Source organism: Pseudomonas mediterranea CFBP 5447, from assembly GCF_000774145.1.
In the GTDB taxonomy this organism is placed as follows: Bacteria; Pseudomonadota; Gammaproteobacteria; order Pseudomonadales; family Pseudomonadaceae; genus Aquipseudomonas; species Aquipseudomonas mediterranea.
The window spans coordinates 353,021-371,460 of sequence record NZ_KN322984.1 but is presented as its reverse complement, the minus strand read 5'-3'; the positions used below and the strand labels follow the sequence as shown (position 1 = coordinate 371,460).

Here is an 18,440-nt window from a genome sequence, read left to right as displayed (position 1 = left end):
GGCTCAGAGTCGCTGTAAACGGTGGTCTTGCAGAGGATAGCCCTGTTCGCGGTAGAAACGGAAACTCTCCCGCGCGGCTTGTCGGATGGCCGGATCCTCCACCACCACTTCCGCCACACGGGCGAAGCGTGGGGCAAAGGCCGGCACTTTCAGGTCGAGGTTGACCAGCAGGTCCTGGTGTTGGCCGCAGTCATCCCCCAGCCCCAGCACGATCAGCCCTTCGGGTTCGCTTTCGGCCGGGCCATGGGGTACGAAGCTTTCGCCCTTGAAGGCCCATAGGCGTGCGTCGAGCGCTTCGCGTTGGGCGGCATCGCTGCAATGCAGGTAGATGCGATGGCCCATGCGCCAGGCCTTTTCGGTGAGCTTGCAGGCGAAATCCAGCCGGGCCGACGGATCGGCGCTGGGCAGGATATAGAAATCGACTTTGGTCATTGCGGTTCCTGAGCTGCCGGTGACGCCGTCCGTAGACGGCGCCATCGGCAATCATGGGTGTCAGGCCTTGGCGCGGTCCAGCAGGTACTGGGTCAGCAGTGGAACCGGACGACCGGTGGCTCCCTTTTCCTTGCCGCCACTGGTCCATGCCGTACCGGCGATGTCCAGGTGTGCCCAGTTCAGGTTCTTGGTGAAGCGCGACAGGAAGCACGCTGCCGTGATGGTCCCGGCTTTCGGGCCGCCGATATTGGCGATATCGGCGAACGGGCTGTCCAGTTGTTCCTGATACTCGTCGAACAGCGGCAACTGCCAGGCGCGGTCGTCGGCTTGCTGGCCGGCGCTGAGCAGTTGGCCGATCAGTTCGTCGTTGTTGCCCAGCAGGCCCGAGGTGTGGGCGCCGAGGGCGACGACGCAAGCACCGGTCAGGGTCGCGATGTCGATCACCGCTTGCGGCTTGAAGCGCTCGGAGTAGGTGAGGGCGTCGCACAGCACCAGTCGGCCTTCGGCGTCGGTGTTGAGGATTTCCACGGTCTGGCCGCTCATCGTCGTGACGATGTCGCCCGGGCGCGAGGCCGTGCCGCTGGGCATGTTCTCGGCGCAGGCCAGGATGCACACCAGGTTGATCGGCAATTGCAGTTCGAGCACGGCCCGCAGGGTGCCGAACACGCTGGCGGCGCCGCCCATGTCGTATTTCATCTCATCCATGCCGGCGCCGGGCTTGAGGCTGATGCCACCGGTGTCGAAGGTGATGCCCTTGCCCACCAGCGCGTAAGGCTTCTCGGACTTCCTGCCGCCGTTGTATTGCATGACGATCAGGCGTGGCGGCTGGGCGCTGCCCTGGCCGACGGCGTAGAAGGAGCCCATGCCCAGGTCCTTGATTTTTTTCTCGTCGAAGACTTCGACCTTCAGGCCCTTGAATTGCTTGCCCAGGGCCTTGGCCTGCTCGCCGAGGAATGTCGGGTGGCAGATGTTCGGCGGCAGGTTGCCCAGGTCGCGGGTGAAAGCCATGCCATTGGCGATGGCGGTGGCGTGGGTCACGGCGCGCTGGACTTCGGCCTGGGCGGCCTTGATGGTCAGCAAGGTGATTTTTTTCAGGGCGCGGGGTTCGGCCTTCTGGCTCTTGAAGCGGTCGAACTGGTATTCGCCGTCCACCAGGGTTTCGGTCAGCAGGCGGGTCTTGCCGTAGCTGTCGCGGCCCTTGACCACCAGCTCATCCAGCGCCAGTGCGGCATCGCCGCCACCCAGGCCCTTGAGGGTACCCAGCACGCCGGCGATGATCTTGCGAAACGGACGATCGCCCAGTTCGGCGTCCTTGCCCACCCCGACCAGCAGCACGCGCTCGGCCTTGAGGTTGGGCAGGTTGTGCAGCAACAGGCTCTGGCCGACCTTGCCGGCGAGGTCGCCGCGCTTGAGCACGGCGCTGATGGCGCCGCCGCACAGGGCGTCGAGCTGGGAGGCGACGACGCCGAGCTTGCGGGCTTCGCCGACGGCAACCACCAGGGTGGCGGTTTTCAACGTTTCTGGGCTAACGCTTTTTACAACCAGTTCCATGTCCGGATCCCTGAATGAATGGTCAAGATGTCGGGCGCTGACTGTAGCTGGAGCAAGCTCCCTCGCCACACGTCTTGAGTGAAGCGACGCTGTCGATCGCGCCGGCGACAAAGGCCGCAGTTTGAACCCCGGCCCCCGAGGCTGACAACCCTTGGTACAGCTAACTTTATGGCTTGGGGCACGGTTTAAAGCGTGCGAAGTGACAGGCGCCTCCAATCACAGGATAATGCGGCTCTTTTTTCGGCTGCTCGTGATGGCGAGTGGCTCGATTGCTTGTTTGGCCCCTAGCCTGACAATCCTGGAGTGTCTGGTTTGATCGTCTTTCGATATCTATCCCGCGAAGTCCTGCTGACCCTGAGCGCGGTCAGTGCCGTGCTGCTGGTCATCATCATGAGCGGGCGTTTCATCAAGTATCTCGCCCAGGCCGCTTCCGGCGCGCTGGATCCGGGCTCCCTGTTCCTGATCATGGGTTTTCGCCTGCCAGGCTTCCTGCAACTGATCCTGCCGCTGGGCCTGTTCCTCGGTATTCTGCTGGCCTATGGTCGCCTGTACCTGGACAGCGAGATGACCGTCCTGTCGGCCACCGGCATGAGCCAGCAGCGTCTGTTTCGCATTACCCTGTTCCCGGCGACGCTGGTGGCGTTGGTGGTGGCCTGGCTGAGCCTGAGCCTGGCGCCCCAGGGGGCCAACCAGTTCCAGCTGCTGATCAACCAGCAGGACGCCTTGACCGAATTCGACACCCTGGTGCCGGGGCGCTTCCAGGCGCTGCGCGATGGTACGCGCGTCACCTATACCGAACAGCTTTCGGATGACCGGATCAACCTTGGCGGCGTCTTCATCACGCAAAAGAACCTGTCATCCAACAGCCAGAAGGATCGCGGCATTTCCGTGCTGGTGGCCGAAAAGGGGCGCCAGGAAATCAATCCCGACGGCAACCGCTACCTGATCCTCGAAAACGGCTACCGCTATGACGGCAAGCCGGGGCAGGCCGACTACCGGGCCATCAAGTACGACACCTACGGTGTGCTGCTGCCCAAGCCCGAAGCCAGCGAGGAAGTCACCGACCGCGACGCGATGCCTACCGCAACCCTGCTGGGCAACGATGACATCCGTGCGCGTACCGAGCTGCAATGGCGCCTGTCGCTGCCGTTGCTGGTGTTCATCGTGACCCTCATGGCGGTACCGCTGGCCCGGGTCAATCCGCGCCAGGGTCGTTTCCTCAAGCTGCTCCCGGCGATTCTCCTGTATATGGCTTACCTGACCATCCTCATTACCGCCCGCGGCGCCCTGGAAAAAGGCAAGATCCCGCCGGCTTTGGGCCTGTGGTGGGTGCATTCGATTTTCCTGGCCATCGGCCTGGGGCTGCTCTACTGGGAGCCGCTGCGCCTGAAGCTGGCGAGCCGTCGCAGCACGCTGGAGGTGGCCCGTGGTTAAACTCGATCGCTACATCGGCAGCAGTGTGTTCATGGCGATCCTCGCGGTGCTGGGGATCATCCTTGGCCTGGCGACCCTGTTCGCCTTCATCGATGAAATGAGCGACGTCAGCGATACCTACACCCTGGCGGACGTGGCGAGCTACGTGCTGCTGACCGCGCCAAGGCGCTTGTACGACATGTTGCCGATGGCGGCGCTGATCGGCTGCCTGATCGGCCTGGGCAGCCTGGCCAGCAATAGCGAACTGACCATCATGCGCGCCGCCGGGGTTTCCGTCGGCCGGATCGTCTGGGCGGTGATGAAGCCGATGCTGGTGTTGATGCTGGTCGGCGTCCTGATTGGCGAATACGTCGCGCCGGCCACCGAAAACACCGCCCAGGCCAACCGTTCCCTGGCCCAGGGCGGCGGCGATGCACAAAGCGCCAAGCATGGCCTGTGGCACCGCCAGGGCGATGAGTTCATCCACATCAACTCGGTCCAGCCCAACGGTATCCTCTATGGCGTGACCCGGTATCGCTTCGACGAACAACGCCACATGCTGTCGTCGAGCTTCGCCAAGCGCGCCCAGTTTGCCGAGGATCACTGGCAGTTGAGCGATGTCACCACCACCCTGTTCCATGAAAAGAACACCGAAGTGGTCGCGAGCCCGCAGGAGCGTTGGGACGTAGCCATCAGCCCGCAGCTGCTGAGCACGGTGGTCATGGCGCCGGAATCCCTGTCGATTACCGGCCTGTGGGGGTATATCCACTACCTGGCCGACCAGGGCCTGAACAATGGCCGCTACTGGCTGGCTTTTTGGGTCAAGGTATTGCAGCCGTTGGTCACCGCCGCCCTGGTGCTGATGGCCATCTCCTTCATCTTTGGTCCGCTGCGTTCGGTGACCCTCGGTCAGCGGGTGTTTACCGGCGTGCTGGTGGGCTTCACCTTCCGCATTGCCCAGGATCTGCTGGGGCCATCGAGCCTGGTGTTCGGTTTCTCGCCACTGTTCGCGGTGCTGGTGCCAGCGGGCGTCTGTGCGTTGGCCGGACTCTGGCTGCTGCGCCGGGCGGGTTGATCCCGGGTGGGGGCTCTGTGGCGAGGGGATTTATCCCCGCTGGGCTGCAAAGCAGCCCCAAAACCAGGCGACGCCGGCGTGTCAGACAGATGAGGGCGACTGCTTAGGGGCTGCTGCGCAGCCCAGCGGGGATAAATCCCCTCGCCACAATGGCGTCTGTATCAGGTACAATTCCCGGCTATTTTTCGGCGGGCCCTGCCTGCAGCCTTTTTGAGTGTTGATCCGTGAGTGATTTGAGTCATATCCGCAATTTCTCCATCATCGCCCACATTGACCATGGCAAGTCGACGCTGGCTGATCGCTTCATCCAGATGTGCGGCGGCCTGACCGAGCGTGAGATGGAAGCCCAGGTCCTGGACTCCATGGACCTCGAGCGTGAACGCGGGATTACCATCAAGGCCCACAGCGTCACCCTCTATTACAAGGCCAAAGACGGCGTCACCTATCAACTGAACTTCATTGACACCCCGGGCCACGTCGACTTCACCTACGAAGTCAGCCGTTCCCTGGCAGCCTGTGAAGGTGCGTTGCTGGTGGTCGATGCCGGGCAGGGTGTCGAGGCGCAATCGGTTGCCAACTGCTACACGGCGATCGAGCAGGGCCTGGAAGTCATGCCGGTGCTGAACAAGATCGACCTGCCCCAGGCCGAGCCGGAGCGGGTCAAGGATGAGATCGAGAAGATCATCGGTATCGACGCCACCGACGCGGTCACCTGCAGTGCCAAGACCGGCCTGGGCGTGGATGAAGTGCTCGAGCGCCTGGTGAACACCATTCCCGCGCCGACCGGCAACATCGAAGACCCGCTGCAAGCGTTGATCATCGACTCCTGGTTTGACAACTACCTGGGCGTGGTGTCCCTGGTTCGCGTGCGCCACGGCCGCGTGAAGAAGGGCGACAAGATCCTGGTCAAGTCCACCGGCAAGGTCCACCTGGTGGACAGCGTCGGTGTATTCAACCCGAAACACACCGCCACCGCCGACCTCAAGGCCGGTGAAGTGGGCTTCATCATCGCCGGCATCAAGGACATCCACGGGGCACCGGTCGGCGACACCCTGACCCTGAGCTCCACCCCGGATGTCGATGTGCTGCCGGGTTTCAAGCGTATCCAGCCCCAGGTCTACGCCGGCCTGTTCCCGGTCAGCTCCGACGACTTCGAGGATTTCCGCGAAGCACTGCAGAAGCTGACCCTGAACGACTCGTCGTTGCAATACACCCCGGAAAGCTCCGACGCCCTGGGCTTCGGCTTCCGCTGCGGGTTCCTGGGCATGCTGCACATGGAAATCATCCAGGAGCGCCTGGAGCGCGAGTACGACCTGGACCTGATCACCACCGCGCCGACGGTAATCTTCGAGCTGCTGCTCAAGAACGGTGACACCATCTACGTCGACAACCCGTCCAAGCTGCCGGACCTGTCGGCCATCGAAGACATGCGCGAACCGATCGTGCGGGCCAACATCCTTGTGCCTCAAGAGCACCTGGGTAACGTCATTACCCTGTGCATCGAGAAGCGCGGCGTGCAGCACGACATGCTGTTCCTCGGCTCGCAGGTCCAGGTGACCTACGACCTGCCGATGAACGAAGTGGTGCTGGACTTCTTCGACCGCCTGAAATCCACCAGTCGCGGCTATGCTTCGCTGGACTATCATTTCGATCGTTACCAATCGGCTAATCTGGTGAAGCTGGATGTGCTGATCAACGGTGAGAAGGTCGATGCCCTGGCATTGATCGTGCACCGTGACAACGCGCACTACAAAGGTCGTGCATTGACCGAGAAGATGAAGGAACTGATTCCGCGGCAGATGTTCGACGTGGCAATCCAGGCCGCCATTGGCGGGCAGATTGTGGCGCGTACAACCGTCAAGGCGCTCAGAAAGAACGTATTGGCCAAATGCTACGGCGGCGACGTCAGCCGTAAGCGCAAGCTGTTGGAAAAGCAGAAGGCCGGTAAAAAACGCATGAAGCAGGTCGGTAACGTGGAAATTCCACAGGAAGCCTTCCTTGCGGTGCTCAGGTTGGATAGTTAGGTCCTATGTCGCTAAATTTCCCGCTGTTGCTGGTTATCGCCGTGTTTGTCTGCGGCCTGTTGGCGTTGATTGATCTGTTGTTCCTGGCGCCTCGGCGCCGGGCGGCCGTTGCCTCCTATCAGGGCAGCGTCAGCCAGCCTGACGGTGTGGTGGTCGAGAAACTCAACAAGGAACCGCTGCTGGTCGAATACGGCAAGTCGTTCTTTCCGGTGCTGTTCATCGTGCTGGTGCTGCGTTCGTTCCTGGTGGAACCGTTCCAGATCCCGTCCGGCTCGATGAAGCCGACCCTGGACGTGGGCGATTTCATCCTGGTGAACAAGTTCTCCTACGGGATCCGCCTGCCGGTGATCGACAAGAAAATCATCGAGGTGGGTGATCCGCAACGCGGCGACGTGATGGTGTTCCGCTTCCCCAGCGACCCCAACGTCAACTACATCAAGCGTGTGGTCGGCCTGCCGGGCGACAAGATCCGCTACACCGCCGACAAGCGCTTGTTCGTGAATGGCGAACTGGTAGCCGAACAACTGCTCGGCTCCGAGCCGGGCACGTTGGGCAGCGCCGAGCTCTACCAGGAAAAACTCGGCGAGGTCGAGCACCTGATCCGCAAGGAAATGAGCCGCTACCGTGCCACGCCGGACCATTCGTGGACCGTGCCGGCCGGGCACTATTTCATGATGGGCGACAACCGCGACAACTCCAACGACAGCCGTTACTGGGATGATCCGAACATTCCCAAGGACATGCTGGGCATGGTCCCCGACCGCAATATCGTCGGCAAGGCCTTCGCGGTCTGGATGAGCTGGCCGGAACCCAAGCTCGGACACCTGCCGAACTTCTCGCGGGTTGGCCTGATCAAGTAAACACACACGGCGCTGTTGAACACAGCGCCGAATGCATTTCTGGAGCCTGCTAGGGTTTATATGAAAAGTCGCCGAGCGGCGATCAGGCAAGGCGAAAACAGGCGAGGAACGGTCGGAGTCGCGCTCGACTTTACTGATTGTAAATGAGCATTCCGAGCCTGTTTTCAACGCAGCCTGATCGCCGCGCAGGCACTTTTCGTACAAACCCTAAGGCGCCAACGATACTCAGGACGTCATTTTTGAACACAGCGTTAATTGTCCCAAGCCAACGGCGCGTTGCCGACCTGGCGGTGGAATCCAGCCACGAACTCAGCGTGGGTAAACCGTGAGCGTTTCTCTAAGCCGCCTCGAGCGCCAGCTCGGCTACACCTTCAAGGATCCGGAGCTGATGCTCCTGGCCCTCACTCACCGCAGTTTTGCCGGGCGCAATAACGAACGCCTGGAGTTTCTCGGCGACGCCATTCTCAATTTTGTCGCTGGCGAGGCGCTGTTCGAACGCTTTCCGCTGGCCCGCGAAGGCCAGTTGTCGCGTCTGCGCGCACGGCTGGTAAAAGGTGAGACCCTGGCCGTACTGGCCCGTGGTTTCGACCTGGGCGACTACCTGCGCCTGGGCTCCGGCGAGTTGAAAAGCGGCGGCTTTCGTCGCGAGTCGATCCTGGCCGATGCCCTGGAAGCGTTGATTGGCGCAATCTACCTGGATTCGGGCATGGAAAAGGCCCGCGAGCGCGTGCTGGCCTGGCTGACCTCCGAAATCGACAGCCTGACGCTGGTGGACACCAACAAGGATCCGAAAACCCGTTTGCAGGAATTCCTGCAATCGCGCAGTTGCGAGCTGCCGCGCTACGAAGTCGTGGACATCCAGGGCGAGCCGCACTGCCGTACCTTCTTCGTCGAATGCGAAGTGGTCCTACTGAATGAAAAAAGCCGTGGCCAGGGCGTGAGCCGTCGTATCGCCGAGCAGGTGGCGGCCGCCGCAGCATTGATCGCCCTGGGCGTGGAGAATGGCAATGACTGATACAACTGTTACCCGTTGCGGCTATGTCGCCATCGTTGGCCGGCCGAACGTGGGCAAGTCCACATTGCTGAACCATATCCTGGGCCAGAAGCTGGCGATCACCTCGCGCAAGCCCCAGACCACCCGCCACAATATGCTGGGTATCAAAACCGAAGGCGACGTGCAGGCCATCTACGTCGACACCCCGGGCATGCACAAGGGTGGCGAAAAGGCCCTGAACCGCTACATGAACAAGACCGCTTCGGCGGCGTTGAAAGACGTCGACGTGGTGATCTTCGTGGTCGACCGTACCAAGTGGACCGAAGAAGACCAGATGGTCCTCGAGCGCGTCCAGTACGTGACCGGCCCGCTGATCGTGGCGCTGAACAAGACCGATCGCATCGAGGACAAGGCCGAGCTGATGCCGCACCTGACCTGGTTGCAGGAACAACTGCCCAACGCCCAGATCATCCCGATCTCGGCCCAGCACGGTCATAACCTGGACGCGCTGGAGCGGGTGATCGCCGAGCACCTGCCGGAAAACGAGCACTTCTTCCCCGAAGACCAGATCACCGACCGCAGCAGCCGCTTCCTCGCCGCTGAACTGGTGCGCGAGAAAATCATGCGCCAGCTGGGCGCCGAGCTGCCGTACCAGATCACTGTGGAAATCGAAGAGTTCAAGCAACAGGGGAAGACCCTGCACATCCACGCGCTGATCCTCGTCGAACGTGACGGCCAGAAGAAAATCATCATTGGCGACAAGGGCGAGCGCATCAAACGCATCGGCACCGAGGCGCGCAAGGACATGGAGCTGCTGTTCGACTCCAAGATCATGCTCAACCTGTGGGTCAAGGTGAAGGGTGGCTGGTCGGATGACGAGCGGGCGTTGCGTTCGCTGGGTTACGGCGACCTCTGATCGTCTGGATACATGCATTCCATTGTGGGAGCGAGCCTGGTGGGAGCAAAGCTTGCTCGCGATACAAGCGACTCGGTTTCAAGAAGACCGCGTTGTGTGCATCGCGGGCAAGCCTTGCTCCCACCAGGCTCGCTCCCACAGTGGTTTGTGGTGGTCAGTCATACTGTGTTTAGCCATTGAGAACAGCTCTCCCCATGTCCGCCACCCATCCCATCGCCCAAGCCGCCTACGTCCTGCATTCGCGCGCCTACCGCGAAAGCAGTGCCCTGGTGGATTTCCTCACGCCGCAAGGGCGGTTGCGGGCGGTGTTGCGGGGCGCGCGGGGCAAGGCCGGGACGCTGGCGCGGCCGTTCGTGCCCCTGGAGGTCGAATTCCGTGGACGGGGCGAGCTGAAGAATGTCGGGCGCATGGAAAGCACAGGGATCGCAGCCTGGCTCAACGGCGAAGCCTTGTTCAGCGGCCTCTACCTCAATGAGCTGCTGATCCGTCTGTTGCCCGCCGAAGATCCCCATCCTGCCGTCTTCGACCACTACGCCGCGACGCTGCTGGCCCTGGCCGAAGGGCGGCCGCTGGAGCCGTTGCTGCGATCCTTCGAATGGCGGTTGCTGGATGACCTGGGCTATGGATTCGCCCTCGACGCCGATCTGCACGGCGAGCCCATTGCCGCCGATGGCCTGTACCGCTTGCAGGTGGATGCCGGCCTGGAGCGTGTCTACCTGTTGCAGCCCGGGCTGTTCAACGGTGTCGAGCTGTTGGCCATGGCCGAGGCCGACTGGAGCGCGCCGGGCGCCTTGTCCGCAGCCAAGCGTCTGATGCGCCAGGCCTTGGCGGTTCACCTGGGCGGCAAGCCGCTGGTCAGTCGCGAGCTGTTTCGCAAGCCCTGATCAACCCGTATGCTGTGGGCCGAATCTCTGTCCATTCAAGGAGCGCTTTTCGTGAGCACCAGCAATCGCATTCTTCTCGGCGTGAACATCGACCATGTCGCCACCCTGCGCCAGGCCCGCGGTACCCGCTACCCGGATCCGGTCAAGGCCGCACTGGACGCCGAAGAGGCGGGCGCCGATGGCATCACCGTGCACCTGCGCGAAGACCGTCGTCATATCCAGGAGCGCGATGTGCTGCTGCTCAAGGATGTGTTGCAGACCCGCATGAATTTCGAGATGGGCGTGACCGAAGAGATGATGGCGTTCGCCGAACGTATCCGTCCGGCGCACATCTGCCTGGTGCCGGAAACGCGCCAGGAACTGACCACCGAAGGCGGCCTGGACGTGGCCGGGCAGGAAGCGCGGATCAGGGCGGCGGTGGAGCGGCTGGCGAAAACCGGCGCCGAGGTGTCGTTGTTCATCGATGCCGACGAGCGGCAGATCGAGGCCTCCAAGCGGGTCGGCGCCCCGGCCGTGGAACTGCACACCGGCCGCTACGCCGATGCCGAGACCCCCACGGATGTGGCCGATGAGTTGCAACGAGTGGCTGACGGGGTGGCCTTCGGCCTGGCCCAGGGCCTGATCGTCAACGCCGGCCATGGCCTGCACTACCACAACGTCGAAGCCGTGGCGGCCATCAAAGGCATCAACGAGCTGAACATCGGCCATGCGCTGGTGGCCCATGCCTTGTTTGTCGGGTTCAAGTCGGCGGTGGCGGAGATGAAGGCGTTGATCCTGGCGGCCGCAAAAGCCTGACCCAGACACAATCCCCTGTGGGAGCGGGGTGACTGTTAAAGCTGCGGGCTTTCCTGGTTCGGCTTGCTCTTGTCGACGCCCGGCACATGCAGGTTGCCCTCGGCCACCTGGTTGCCTTCGAGCTGCGGCTGCGTGACCCAGGTCAGGATGTCGTAGTAGCGGCGGATGTTCGCCACGAAATGCACCGGCTCGCCGCCCCGGGCGTAGCCGTAGCGGGTCTTGCTGTACCACTGTTTCTGGGACAGGCGCGGCAGGATCTTCTTCACGTCCAGCCACTTGTTCGGGTTCAACCCTTCCTTGGCTGCCAGCTTGCGGGCATCGTCCAGGTGACCGCTGCCGACGTTGTAGGCGGCGAGGGCGAACCAGGTGCGGTCCGGCTCCTGGATACTCTCGTCCAATTGATCCTTCATGTAGGCCAGGTACTTGGCGCCGCCCATGATGCTTTGTTTCGGGTCCAGGCGGTTGGACACGCCCATGGCCTGGGCGGTGTTCTGGGTCAGCATCATCAGGCCGCGCACACCGGTCTTGGACGTGACCGCCGGTTGCCACAGGGATTCCTGGTAGCCGATGGCGGCCAACAGGCGCCAATCGACCTTTTCCTGCTTGGCGTAGGTCTTGAAGTGCTGCTCGTACTTGGGCAACCGTTGCTGCAAATGCTGGGCGAAGGTGGTCGCACCCATGTAGCCGAGGACATCGACGTGTCCGTAATAGCGGTCTTTGAGGCGTTGCAGGGTGCCGTTCTTCTGCACTTTGTCGAGGTAGGCGTTGATTTCGTTGAGCAGGCTGTTGTCTTCGCCGGGGGCCACCGCCCAGCTCTGGCTGCGGGCATCGCCCAGGTCGAAGGCCACGCGCACGTTGGGGAAGTACACCTGGTTCATCGCCACTTCGTTGGAGTCCACCAGGGTCAGGTCGATCTGGCCCTCATCGACCATGCGCAACAGGTCGACCACTTCGACGGCGTCGGATTCTTCGTATTCGATGCCCGGATACTGCTGTTTCAGTTGCGCCAGTTGCTCGGCGTGGGTGCTGCCCTTGAGCACCATGATCTTCTTGCCCGCCAGGGCCGCCGCGTCGGTGGGGCGTGACTGGCCGTTGCGGTAGATGACCTGCGGGGTGACTTCCAGGTAGGAATGGGAGAACCGCACCTGTTTCTTGCGCGCCTCGCTGCTGACCAGGCCGGCGGCCGCCAGTACCGGGCCGTTGGGCTTGCCGATCTGGCTGAACAGGTCGTCGAGGTTGTCGGCGGTCTCGATTTTCAGTTCCACACCCAAATCGTCGGCGAAACGCTTCACCAGCTCGTATTCGAAGCCGGTTTCACCGTTGCGATCCTCAAAGTAGGTGGCGGGGCTGTTTCGGGTAACCACCCGCAGCACGCCATCCTCCTTTACGCGCTCCAGTGTGTTGGGTTTCTCAACACAACCACTGAGCACCAGGAAGAGTCCGGTTGCGATCAGCCATCTGGCGTACCGCGGACGCAAAGCCGTTGGGGAAGACATCTGCGCAGTATACGCAAACGGCCCTTGCCGCCATATCTCGACAGCGAAAGGCCAGTCTGCTAGCGGTTGCAAAACATGTCTGCAACACAAGCCGGCCGGCGCGCGGCGGGTTCTGGGTCGATTAAAAAAATCTCGACGCGGACATTGGAACGGACGTTCAACAAGGGTTTAGGTGCGAAGACCGACATTCGGCCCGCATCGCGGATGCCGTTTCGGGTGCCGTTGCCGACGGTTTAGGCTAGAATGCACGGCCTCAAAGCACACCCCCTTCCCGAGGCTGTCCCGAAGATGTTGATCCTGCGCGGCGCTCCTGCCCTTTCTGCCTTTCGCCACAGCAAACTCCTTGAGCAACTGAGCCAGAAGGTTTCGGCTGTCAGTGGCTTGTATGCTGAATTCGCTCACTTCGCCGAAGTCACCGGCGGTTTGACCGGCGACGAACAGCAGGTGCTCGCGCGCCTTCTGAAGTACGGTCCCAGCGTTCCCGTCCAGGAGCCGGCCGGTCGCCTGTTCCTGGTACTGCCGCGCTTCGGCACCATTTCGCCGTGGTCGAGCAAGGCCAGCGACATCGCCCGCAACTGCGGCCTGGCGAAAATCCAGCGCCTGGAGCGCGGCATTGCCTTTTATGTCACCGGTGAGTTCAGCGAGGCCGAGGCCCAACTGATCGCCGACAGCCTGCATGACCGCATGACCCAGGTCGTGCTGGGCAACCTGGAGCAGGCCGCCGGCCTGTTCAGCCACGCCGAGCCCAAGCCGTTGACCGCCATCGACGTGATGGGCGGTGGCCGTGCCGCGCTGGAAAAAGCCAACGCCGAGCTCGGCCTGGCCCTGGCCGAAGACGAGATCGATTACCTGGTCAACGCCTTCCAAGGCTTGAAGCGCAACCCCCACGACATCGAGCTGATGATGTTTGCCCAGGCCAACTCCGAGCACTGCCGCCACAAGATCTTCAACGCCAGTTGGGACATTGACGGCCAGAGCCAGGAAAAAAGCCTGTTCGGCATGATCAAGAACACCTATCAGATGCACAGCGAAGGCGTTCTGTCTGCTTATAAGGATAACGCTTCGGTGATCGTCGGCAGCGTTGCCGGTCGCTTCTTCCCGAATCCCGAGACCCGCCAGTACGGTGCGGTCCAGGAGCCGGTGCACATCCTGATGAAGGTCGAGACCCACAACCACCCGACCGCGATTGCGCCGTTCCCGGGCGCGTCCACCGGTTCCGGTGGCGAGATCCGCGACGAAGGTGCAACCGGTCGCGGCGCCAAGCCCAAGGCCGGCCTGACCGGTTTCACCGTGTCGAACCTGCAGATCCCGGGCTTCGAACAACCGTGGGAAAAGCCTTACGGCAAGCCTGAGCGCATCGTCAACGCCCTCGACATCATGATCGAAGGCCCGCTGGGTGGCGCGGCGTTCAACAACGAATTCGGCCGTCCGGCCCTGACCGGTTACTTCCGTACCTTCGAACAATCCATCACCACCCCCCGTGGCGAAGAAGTGCGCGGCTACCACAAGCCGATCATGCTCGCCGGCGGCATGGGCAACATCCGCGCCGAACACGTGCAGAAAGGCGAGATCGTGGTCGGCTCCAAGCTGATCGTCCTCGGCGGCCCGGCCATGCTGATCGGCCTGGGCGGCGGCGCCGCTTCCTCCATGGCCACCGGCACCAGCTCGGCGGACCTGGATTTCGCGTCGGTCCAGCGGGAAAACCCGGAAATGGAACGCCGTTGCCAGGAAGTCATCGACCGTTGCTGGCAGTTGGGTGACAAGAACCCCATCAGCTTCATCCACGACGTCGGCGCGGGTGGCCTGTCCAACGCCTTCCCGGAACTGGTCAACGACGGTGGCCGTGGTGGCCGCTTCGAGCTGCGCAACATTCCGAACGACGAGCCGGGCATGGCCCCGCACGAAATCTGGAGCAACGAGTCCCAGGAACGCTACGTCCTGGCAGTCGGCCCGGCCGACTTCGAGCGCTTCCAGGCGATTTGCGAGCGCGAACGCTGCCCGTTCGCCGTGGTCGGCGAAGCCACTGCCGAGCCGCAACTGACCGTCACCGACAGTCACTTCGGCAACAGCCCGGTGGACATGCCACTGGAAGTGCTGCTGGGCAAGGCCCCGCGCATGCACCGTTCGGCCGTTCGCGAAACCGAGCTGGGCGACGATTTCGATCCTTCCACCCTCGACATCGCCGATTCCATCGAGCGCGTCCTGCACCACCCGGCCGTGGCGAGCAAGAGCTTCCTGATCACCATCGGCGACCGCACCATCACCGGCCTCGTGGCCCGTGACCAGATGGTCGGGCCGTGGCAGGTGCCGGTGGCTGACGTCGCCGTGACCGCCACCAGTTTCGATGTCTACACCGGTGAAGCCATGGCCATGGGCGAGCGCACGCCGCTGGCCCTGCTGGACGCCCCGGCGTCGGGCCGCATGGCCATCGGCGAGGCGCTGACCAACCTCGCGGCCTCGCGCATCGGCAAGATTTCCGACATCAAGCTGTCGGCCAACTGGATGTCCGCCGCCGGCCACCCGGGTGAAGACGCCCGCCTGTACGACACCGTCAAGGCCGTCGGCATGGAGCTGTGCCCGGAGCTGGGCATCACCATTCCGGTGGGCAAGGACTCCATGTCCATGGCCACGCGCTGGAACGAAGGCGGCGTGGACAAGAGCGTGACCTCGCCGCTGTCGCTGATCGTGACCGGTTTCGCCCCGGTCACCGACGTCCGCCAGACCCTGACCCCGCAACTGCGCATGGACAAGGGCACCACCGACCTGATCCTGATCGACCTGGGCCGTGGCCAGAACCGCATGGGCGCCTCGATCCTGGCCCAGGTGCATGGCAAGCTCGGCAAGCAGGCGCCGGACGTCGACGATGCCGAGGACCTGAAGGCGTTCTTCGCCGTCATCCAGGGTCTCAATGCCGACGGCCACCTGCTGGCCTACCACGACCGTTCCGATGGCGGCCTGCTGACCACCGTGATGGAAATGGCCTTCGCCGGCCACTGCGGCCTGAGCCTGACCCTCGACAGCGTGGCGGAATCCGCCGCCGAGATTCCGGCCATCCTGTTCAACGAAGAACTGGGTGCGGTGATCCAGGTTCGCCAGGACGCTACCCCGGACATCCTCGCCCAGTTCAGCGCGGCAGGCCTGGCCGATTGCGTCTCGGTGATCGGTCAGCCGATCAACAACGCTCACGTCAACATTACCTTCAACGGCGATACCGTCTTCGAAGGCCAGCGTCGCCTGTTGCAACGCCAGTGGGCTGAAACCAGCTACCAGATCCAGCGCCTGCGGGACAACGCCGATTGCGCCGATCAGGAATTCGACGTCCTGCTGGAAGAAGACAACCCGGGCCTGAGCGCCAAGCTCAGCTACGACGTCAACCTGGACGTGGCCGCGCCTTACATCAAGAAAGGTGTTCGTCCACAAGTGGCGGTACTGCGTGAGCAGGGCGTCAACGGCCAGGTGGAAATGGCGGCGGCGTTCGACCGTGCCGGTTTCAACGCGATCGACGTGCACATGAGCGACATTCTTGCGGGCCGTGTCGACCTGAACGACTTCAAGGGCATGGTCGCCTGTGGCGGCTTCTCCTACGGCGACGTGCTGGGTGCCGGCGAAGGCTGGGCCAAGTCGGCGCTGTTCAACAGCCGCGCCCGCGATGCGTTCCAAGGCTTCTTCGAGCGCACCGACAGCTTCACCCTCGGCGTGTGCAATGGTTGCCAGATGATGTCCAACCTGCACGAGCTGATCCCGGGCAGCGAGTTCTGGCCGCACTTCGTGCGTAACCGGTCCGAGCAGTTCGAAGCCCGCGTGGCGATGGTCCAGGTGCAGGAGTCGAACTCGATCTTCCTGCAGGGCATGGCCGGTTCGCGCATGCCGATCGCCATCGCCCACGGTGAAGGTCATGCGGAATTCGAAAGCGAAGAAGCGCTGCTCGAAGCCGACCTGTCCGGTTGCGTGTCGCTGCGGTTCGTCGACAATCACGGCAAGGTCACCGAAACCTATCCGGCCAACCCGAACGGCTCGCCGCGCGGGATCACCGGCCTGACCAGCCGCGACGGCCGCGTGACGATCATGATGCCGCACCCTGAGCGCGTATTCCGCGCGGTGCAGAACTCGTGGCGTTCGGACGACTGGAACGAAGACGCGCCATGGATGCGCATGTTCCGCAACGCCCGCGTCTGGGTGAACTAAAGGCGTGTACAAGCTCTGCTTCTTCGTCCCGGCCAGCCATGTGGACGAGGTCAAAAGCGCCGTATTCGCTGCCGGTGGCGGACGGATCGGCGCCTATGACCACTGCGCCTGGCAAGTGCTGGGCCTGGGCCAGTTTCGCCCCTTGGACGGCAGCCAGCCGTTCATTGGCGAAGCGGGGAAGGTCGAGCAGGTCGAGGAATGGAAGGTGGAGCTTGTGGTGGCCGATGAGTTGATTCGTGGGGTGGTGGAAGCCTTGAAACAAAGCCATCCCTACGAGACACCGGCGTATGAGGTGTGGCGGTTGGAGGATTTCTGATCTTCTGCCCGTTGAAATGAGAAACCCGCTGATTGATTCAGCGGGTTTTTTATTGGGTGCGATTAATGCTGAAAATATTCCTGCTGGCGGACACGGCCCTGTGGCGAGGGAGCTTGCTCCCGCTGGGCTGCGCAGCGGCCCCGAGATTTTGGCGGTTGCTGTGCCCGAGGCGTCGGACCGACCGAGCGGGAGCAAGCTCCCTCGCCACAGGGATTGTGGTGTGTCAGATAGTGGTGTTGGATGTGTACGGGCCTCATCGCGAGCAAGCTTTGCTCCCACAAAGGCCGGTGCCGACCACAAGTTCTGCGTACACTCCCCAAATCCACTGTGGGAGCGAGCCCGCTCGCGATGGGGCCCGATCTGACAATGACGTCCCGACCTGCGGCGATGCCCGGCCCATCTACTGGTGCCGATGCTCCAGGCGACAAACCTCTTTCTGGATACCGATGCACTCGACCGGCTCACCTACGCCTTTCTCGAACCGGCGGGCATTCATCAACAACCCGCCCTTGATGCCGCCGATGAACGCGTAGGCGCCTTCACGATTGCCGGTGCTACGGCCGGATAAATCAACCGCCACGGTGTTGGACCTGACTTCGTAGACCCAGCCGCCGTTCGAGGCTTGCTCGGTGGCCCAGAGCTTGGCTTCCCCATAGTCGCGAAACGCCACGACGACCGATTGAGCCAAGGGAGACTCCGGCTGGGTGGCCAGTCTCAAATTCGGTGGCAGCGCATTCCAGGCCTGCAACCCCTGGCTAAGCGCATCCGCGCCCTGCACGGGGTTGATTGTCGTAGAACCGACGGCCCAGAGAGAGTCCTTGGTCGTTACCCACGCCAGCCCTTCTGGAGGCTCCAGCCGATTCCAATCGATAGGAATCGCAGCAACCTGCTGCATCGTCTCGTGACCGGTGGGTTCACGGTAGTCCGGGTTTGCCACGCAATTGGCCAGGTTCGTCGCCTTGCACGCCTTGCTGATGAAGTACCCCTTGACCCCACCCGGGAAGCTTATTTCCACCTCACGGGGGAAGGGGCCTCCAGATTGCTCCTGATCGATTCCATGGGGGGCTTTGAATTCGTAAACCCACTCGCTGGCGTAGTGCTGGGCGATGAACTGACTGCGCGTCGTGCTGCTGAACACCGTCCCGGCGGAGCCACCCGCATGGTTATACCAGTTATATATCCATTCGCTCTCGGGGATGCCCGCGGCTTTGGGCAGCAGACCGTCTTGAAAAGCGCTGAGGCCTTGGCCCGTCGTATCTCCCCGGTAGAGCGTGTCCATGTCGGTACGCCAGTGTAACGATGGCGTGGTTTTGCGAATATCCACGTCTGGGTTCGCCGTGACCTTGAGCCAGGCTTGATACCAAGGCTCTTTCTTCAGGTCTTGAGGCACCTGGGCCGCAGCCCAAGCATCGGGTCCTGGTTGCCAGGGACTTGCCAATACCACTACCGCGACAGTCGCCGCCCGTATAAAAGTACTTTTTCTGCTCATGATTCGATGC

14 protein-coding genes are annotated in these 18,440 nt (G+C 62.5%); 10 read left to right on the top strand and 4 right to left on the bottom strand.

From position 1 onward, the window contains the following. Window positions 1-3: 3 nt before the first annotated feature. Together N005_RS11445 and N005_RS11440 are read right to left on the bottom strand one after the other, a co-directional pair. Window positions 4-432 carry a DNA polymerase III subunit chi gene (locus tag N005_RS11445; protein WP_047701300.1) on the bottom strand — a complete coding sequence of 143 codons (429 nt, stop codon included), beginning with the start codon at window positions 430-432 and terminating at the stop codon, window positions 4-6. A gap of 60 nt (window positions 433-492) precedes the next feature. Continuing rightward, window positions 493-1,983, bottom strand: coding sequence for a leucyl aminopeptidase (locus N005_RS11440; protein WP_047701299.1), 1,491 nt, complete (start codon window positions 1,981-1,983; stop codon window positions 493-495). Between the two features lie 312 nt (window positions 1,984-2,295). On the opposite strand from N005_RS11440, the gene lptF reads away from it, so the two are divergent. The 8 genes from lptF (at window position 2,296) to pdxJ (ending at window position 10,944) form a co-directional block, all read left to right on the top strand. Beyond that, complete coding sequence (gene lptF / locus N005_RS11435; RefSeq protein ID WP_047701298.1) at window positions 2,296-3,417, top strand: LPS export ABC transporter permease LptF; 1,122 nt, start codon at window positions 2,296-2,298, stop codon at window positions 3,415-3,417. Further along, window positions 3,410-4,471, top strand: coding sequence for an LPS export ABC transporter permease LptG (gene lptG / locus N005_RS11430; protein WP_047701297.1), 1,062 nt, complete (start codon window positions 3,410-3,412; stop codon window positions 4,469-4,471). The genes lptF and lptG overlap by 8 nt, the downstream gene beginning before the upstream one ends. A 224-nt stretch (window positions 4,472-4,695) precedes the next feature. Continuing rightward, entirely contained in the window at window positions 4,696-6,495 is a 1,800-nt protein-coding gene (gene lepA / locus N005_RS11425) for a translation elongation factor 4 (protein ID WP_047701296.1), read from the top strand. Window positions 6,496-6,500: 5 nt separating this feature from the next. After that, window positions 6,501-7,355, top strand: a complete 855-nt coding sequence (gene lepB / locus N005_RS11420; protein ID WP_047701295.1) for a signal peptidase I — start codon at window positions 6,501-6,503, stop codon at window positions 7,353-7,355. Window positions 7,356-7,680: 325 nt separating this feature from the next. Then, the gene (gene rnc / locus N005_RS11415; RefSeq protein WP_041022961.1) at window positions 7,681-8,370 is read left to right on the top strand and encodes a ribonuclease III; all 690 of its coding nucleotides are present in this window, start codon (window positions 7,681-7,683) and stop codon (window positions 8,368-8,370) included. Beyond that, window positions 8,363-9,265: a GTPase Era gene (era, locus tag N005_RS11410; RefSeq protein ID WP_047701294.1), complete on the top strand. Its 903-nt coding sequence runs from the start codon at window positions 8,363-8,365 to the stop codon at window positions 9,263-9,265. The genes rnc and era overlap by 8 nt, the downstream gene beginning before the upstream one ends. Before the next feature lie 194 nt (window positions 9,266-9,459). Beyond that, the gene (gene recO / locus N005_RS11405) at window positions 9,460-10,149 is read left to right on the top strand and encodes a DNA repair protein RecO (RefSeq protein ID WP_047701293.1); all 690 of its coding nucleotides are present in this window, start codon (window positions 9,460-9,462) and stop codon (window positions 10,147-10,149) included. Between the two features lie 51 nt (window positions 10,150-10,200). Then, on the top strand, window positions 10,201-10,944 hold the full coding sequence (gene pdxJ / locus N005_RS11400) for a pyridoxine 5'-phosphate synthase (protein ID WP_047701292.1): 744 nt from the start codon (window positions 10,201-10,203) through the stop codon (window positions 10,942-10,944). A 35-nt stretch (window positions 10,945-10,979) separates the two neighbouring features. On the opposite strand, the gene mltF is transcribed toward pdxJ, so the two are convergent. Further along, the gene (mltF, locus tag N005_RS11395; RefSeq protein WP_081993254.1) at window positions 10,980-12,440 is read right to left on the bottom strand and encodes a membrane-bound lytic murein transglycosylase MltF; all 1,461 of its coding nucleotides are present in this window, start codon (window positions 12,438-12,440) and stop codon (window positions 10,980-10,982) included. A gap of 288 nt (window positions 12,441-12,728) precedes the next feature. Between mltF and purL the strand changes: the two genes are divergently transcribed. Continuing rightward, on the top strand, window positions 12,729-16,625 hold the full coding sequence (gene purL / locus N005_RS11390) for a phosphoribosylformylglycinamidine synthase (RefSeq protein ID WP_047701290.1): 3,897 nt from the start codon (window positions 12,729-12,731) through the stop codon (window positions 16,623-16,625). A 4-nt stretch (window positions 16,626-16,629) separates the two neighbouring features. Next, complete coding sequence (locus N005_RS11385; protein WP_047701289.1) at window positions 16,630-16,941, top strand: YqfO family protein; 312 nt, start codon at window positions 16,630-16,632, stop codon at window positions 16,939-16,941. Between the two features lie 400 nt (window positions 16,942-17,341). Here N005_RS11385 and N005_RS11380 read toward each other — a convergent pair whose 3' ends face one another. After that, window positions 17,342-18,430 (bottom strand): scabin-related ADP-ribosyltransferase, encoded by a 1,089-nt coding sequence (locus tag N005_RS11380; RefSeq protein ID WP_083365875.1) that lies wholly within the window; start codon window positions 18,428-18,430, stop codon window positions 17,342-17,344. Between the last annotated feature and the right edge of the window lie 10 nt (window positions 18,431-18,440).